Annotated in this window: 3 protein-coding genes and 1 pseudogene; 1 reads left to right on the top strand and 3 read right to left on the bottom strand. The window is 67.2% G+C overall.

Translation table 11 applies throughout. From position 1 onward, the window contains the following. From DD1DGNOD_RS30050 to DD1DGNOD_RS22005, 3 genes are all read right to left on the bottom strand, one after another. Positions 1-2,029 (bottom strand): methylmalonyl-CoA mutase family protein (locus DD1DGNOD_RS30050; protein WP_430827851.1); only part of this gene is annotated, 2,029 nt, incomplete at its 3' end. Between the two features lie 292 nt (positions 2,030-2,321). Next, positions 2,322-3,281, bottom strand: coding sequence for an electron transfer flavoprotein subunit alpha/FixB family protein (locus DD1DGNOD_RS22000; RefSeq protein ID WP_131768392.1), 960 nt, complete (start codon positions 3,279-3,281; stop codon positions 2,322-2,324). A 13-nt stretch (positions 3,282-3,294) separates the two neighbouring features. Then, positions 3,295-4,080 carry an electron transfer flavoprotein subunit beta/FixA family protein gene (locus tag DD1DGNOD_RS22005; protein ID WP_131768393.1) on the bottom strand — a complete coding sequence of 262 codons (786 nt, stop codon included), beginning with the start codon at positions 4,078-4,080 and terminating at the stop codon, positions 3,295-3,297. A 263-nt stretch (positions 4,081-4,343) separates the two neighbouring features. Here DD1DGNOD_RS22005 and DD1DGNOD_RS30055 point away from each other — a divergent pair. Continuing rightward, positions 4,344-4,872 (top strand): annotated as a pseudogene (locus tag DD1DGNOD_RS30055) (transcriptional regulator); the annotation flags it as partial.

Consider the following 4,872-nt stretch of genomic DNA (forward strand, 5'->3'; position numbering starts at 1 on the left):
TCGCCGGGGCCGGCCCGTTGATCGTCATGGAGACGCTTGTCGTCGGCGAGCACAGGTCGAAGCCGGCGTAGAGCTCCTTCATGTCGTCCAGGGTCGCGATCGAGACTCCGGACGTGCCGATCTTGCCGTAGATGTCGGGACGGGGCGCCGGGTCCCGGCCGTAGAGGGTGACCGAGTCGAACGCCGTGGACAGCCGGGTGGCCTGCGACCCCCGGGACAGGTAGTGGAACCGCCGGTTGGTGCGGAACGGGTCGCCCTCACCGGCGAACATCCGGGCCGGTGCCTCGCCGGCCCGCTTGAACGGGAACACCCCGGCGGTGAACGGGAACCGGCCGGGCAGGTTCTCCGCGCGCACGAAGCGCACGAGATCGCCGTGGTCACCGGTTCGGGGCACTGCCACCCGCGGTATCGACGTGCCCGACAGCGTCACGCGGCGCAACGGCGTGCGGATCTCTTTGCCGCGCACCGTGTAGACCAGCTCCTCGCCGGCGTACTCCGCCACCGTCGCCGGCCAGGCGTCCAGCAGCTCGCGCACGTCGGGGTCCAGTGCCTTCTCGGCACCCTCGAGGAGGGCGTCCAGCCCCGCGTGGTCGCCTCCGGCGGCGGCGAGCTCCTGGTGCGCCGTTGTCAGGTGCTGGCGCCGGCGTGCCGCCTGGACCTGCTCAGCGCTGCGCTGGTGGTAGGAGCGGACGGTCTCGGCGATCTCCGCCAGATAGCGGACCCGGGCCGGTGGAAGCACCGTTGCCAGGCCCGAGGACGCCTTGACCGACACCTGCGGCAGCACACCGGCGGCAAGCGGCAGGCCCTTGGCCGCGAGCAGAGCGATCAGATGCTGGTAGAGCGCGGTGACCCCGTCATCGTTGAACCGGGCCGCGCTCGTCCCGAACACCGGCATGTCCGCCCAGGAGGCACCGAACGCCTCACGGTTGCGCACCAGCTGACGGCCGACGTCGCGGCGAGCGTCCTCCGCCCCGGAGCGCTCGAACTTGTTGATCGCCACCACGTCGGCGAAGTCCAACATGTCGATCTTCTCAAGCTGGGACGCCGCACCGTACTCGGGTGTCATCACGTACAGCGAAACGTCGACGAGGTCGACGATCCCGGTGTCGCCCTGGCCGATCCCCGGCGTCTCGACCACGACCAGGTCGTAGCCGGCGGCCCGGCAGGCCGCGATCACGTCGGCGATACGCTCGGGCAGCTCACCTCCGGCACCCCGGGTCGCCAGGGAGCGGAAGAAGATCGTGGACGGGCCGTCGGCGTCCCCGAGCACGTTCATCCGGATGCGGTCACCGAGCAGCGCCCCGCCGCCCCGGCGGCGGGTCGGGTCCACCGCGATCACGGCGGCGCGCAGCTTGTCCTGCTGGTCGACACGCAGGCGGCGCAGGATCTCGTCGGTCAGCGAGGACTTGCCGGATCCACCCGTGCCCGTGATGCCCAGCACCGGGATGCCGGGGCGGGCCGATGCCCGCAGCTGGCGCGCGAGCTCGGGCGAACCGCCGCCTTGCAGCACGGTGATCGCCCGCGCGAGCGCGCCCTGGTCACCGGCCAGGATCGCCGGCACCGAAGGCAGTTCGGTGGTCAGGTCAGTGTCGCACTCGGCGACGATCAGGTTGATCATTCCTGGCAGCCCGAGCCGCTGCCCGTCCTGCGGCGAGAAGATCCGGGCGACGCCGCGGGAGTGCAGCAGGGCGATCTCCTCGGGGACGATGACGCCCCCTCCCCCGCCGTACACCCGTATATGGCCGGCACCGCGCTCGCGCAGCCGCTGGACCAGGTAGCTGAAGTACTCGACGTGCCCGCCCTGGTAGGACGACAGCGCCACCGCCTGGGCATCCTCCTGGATCGCGGCCGTGACCAGCTCGTCCACACTGCGGTCGTGGCCGAGGTGGATCACTTCGACGCCCTGGGACTGCAGGATCCTGCGCATAATGTTGATCGCCGCGTCGTGGCCGTCGAACAGGGAGGCCGCGGTGACGATCCGCACCGGGTGTTGCGGGACATGCAGGGGTGACTGATTGGCTGCGCCCATCCTCGGACCTCCGGACCAACGGCGTACACACTCTGTCCACCCAATAATTGGATGGCAGATATTAGGATGACCACACAATAGGCCAGACGTCCAGAGCCTGCGATGATCGTCAGCTGTCAGAGACCCCTGATCGTGCCCGCAACGGCAGGGGAGGGTGTTCCACCCGCGGAACATCCGCGGGACATCTGCGGAGCATCCGGAAACGACAACGGCCGGATGTTCCCACCCGGGGAACATCCGGCCGTCGAAGATCCGCGGAAGGACGTCCGCGGATACCGGGGATGCGAAGCAACTACCCCTTGCGCTTCTCGATCGCCTCGGTGAGCTGCGGTACGACGTTGAACAGGTCACCCACGACGCCGTAGTCGGCGAACTCGAAGATCGGGGCTTCCGGATCCTTGTTGATCGCGACGATCGTCTTGGACGTCTGCATCCCAGCCCGGTGCTGGATCGCACCGGAGATGCCGACCGCGACGTAGAGCTGCGGCGACACGGTCTTGCCGGTCTGGCCGACCTGCTGCTGGTGGGGGTACCAGCCGGCATCGGTCGCCGCCCGGGACGCACCCACCGCGGCGCCAAGGGTGTCGGCCAGTTTCTCGACGAGCGCGAAGTGCTCGGCGGCACCGAGACCGCGGCCGCCGGAGACCACGATCTGCGCCTCGGTGAGGTCGGGACGGCCCGACTTGGCCTCGACCACCCGGTCGAGAATCTTCGCCGACCTGGCGGAGTCCGAGATCGTGATATCGACGTTCTCCTCCACCGGCGTGCTCGGCGCGGTCTCGGGAGCGGTGGTGTTCGGCCGTACCACGAAGATCGGCGTCCCCTTGGTGACCTTCGAGGTGACGATCGTGGAACCGCCGAAGATGCCCTGGGTCGCAGACAGGTCCGGGGTGAGGGCGACGGCGTCCCAGATCAGACCCGACTCGGTCTTCGCAGCCGTACGCGCGGCGGCCTCCCTCGCCTCCGCGGTGGCGGCCGTGAGGACCGCCGCGGGCGAGACGTCGGTTACCAGCTTGGCCAGGACCTCGGCCACCGGAGCCACCGCGTAGTCGACGACGTCGTCGGACTCGACGACATACACCTTCGACGCCCCATACTGGGCTAGGAACTCCTTGGCCTTTGCGTACGTGCCGGGTGCGCCGAGGAAGACCGCGGATGCCTCACCCAACGATCGAGCGAGCGTCAGCAGCTCGGCGGTAACCTTTTTCGGCTCGCCGTCTGCATGCTCGACGAGTACCAGAACCTCAGCCATCGGACAGGACCCCTCAGATCAGCTTCTGCGCGACGAGGAACTCGGCGGCCTTCGTACCACCGTCACCCTCGTCCTTGACGATCGTTCCGCTCTGGCGGGGCGGTGCGGGCTGGGCGTCTACCACCGTCGAGGCGGCGTTGGCGAGCCCGACCGTGCTGGCATCCAGACCGGCGTCGGCGACGGACAGGGTGGTCAGCGGCTTCTTCTTGGCCGCCATGATTCCCTTGAACGACGGGTAACGCGGCTGGTTGATTTTTTCGACGACACCGACGACCACGGGCGTGGACGCTTCTACCAGGGCGTAGCCGTTGTCAGCCTGACGTTCGATGCGCACCGTACCCGCACCCGGGTCGACGGTCACCTTACGGGCCTGGGTGAGCTGCGGGAATCCGAGCCGCTCGGCAAGTAGAGCACCCAGCACACCACCGCGGGCGTCGGACGCCTCCGCAGCGGTGATGACGATGTCGGGCGAAAGCGTCGAAATGACCTTCGCAAGCGCGGCGGACGTCTGCAGGGCGTCGGAACCCACCAGTTGCTCGTCTGTGATGTGCACGGCCTTGTCCGCACCCATCGACAGCGCCTTGCGTATAGTCTCGACGGCCTTCTCCGGACCCATGGTGACTACCGTCACCTCGCCACCGTGGGCCTCTTTGATCTTCAGAGCCTCCTCGACCCCGTACTCGTCCATCTCGTTTATGACGTTGTCGACACTCTTACGATCCGTCGTCCTGGTGACGGGATCAAGCTTCTTCTCCGCCCAGGTATCCGGAACCTGCTTGACAGTAACAACGATGTTCACGCCTCGAGGCCTCCGTAGCCACGTTCATCGGTCTTCTTGCTCTTGACATGGTCGCACCGTCAACCTTGTCACGCTCAATGATCGTTGACGTGACCCAGGCCGCACTCCGTCCACGTTGCCGCCCAAGGGCGCGTACGCGTGCATTCGAGCCAACTTCTGCACGGCCCCTTCCGTCGTTGTGACAGCCTCACTACTTTCTGTCCCGCAGCACAAAAAAACGCCATCTCACCACGAAAGGTCATCACGCGAACCATGAGGACACAATGAACAGAAAACAGGAATTGATCGGCTTTGTTCAGGATAAAGATCCTATATCGGACAAAGACGGATCTTATCCGACACTGTTCGCGCGGCTGCTTGCCGAAACGTCCGTCTCCGACACCCGCTTCGCCCGGCAGGTCAACGAGCGCGCGCGGCGTCACCGCCGGATCGAGCTCGGACTGGCGCGCACCACGGTGGGCCACTGGCGTCGTGGCATGCGCCCCCGTGACCCCATGGTGGCCGAGCTCGCCGCCGCCGAGATGTCGACGCTGGTGGGCTACCGCATCACCCCGACCGACCTCGGCTGGCGGGGTGAGACCTTCCACGGCGACGACTTCGGGCTCATCGTGGCCGAGAAACCCGCTGGCACCCTTGGAACCATCGCCGGACTCTCAGGACGAGACATGCGCAGGCGAGACCTCTTGCAGGACGGAAGTGCCTTCATAGCCAGTGCCTTCGCCGACTCGGTGCTGGCCAGCCTCACCGGCGTCGTCAACACGATCAAAGATGACGACGCCCTGGCTTCGGCAC

The organism is Candidatus Protofrankia californiensis, from assembly GCF_900634765.1.
GTDB classification, from domain to species: Bacteria; Actinomycetota; Actinomycetes; order Frankiales; family Frankiaceae; genus Protofrankia; species Protofrankia californiensis.

Coding starts and splice junctions, on each gene's coding strand:
- DD1DGNOD_RS22000 (WP_131768392.1), bottom strand. CDS start 3,281: ATGGCTGAGGTTCTGGTACTCGTCGAGCATGCAGACGGCGAGCCGAAA.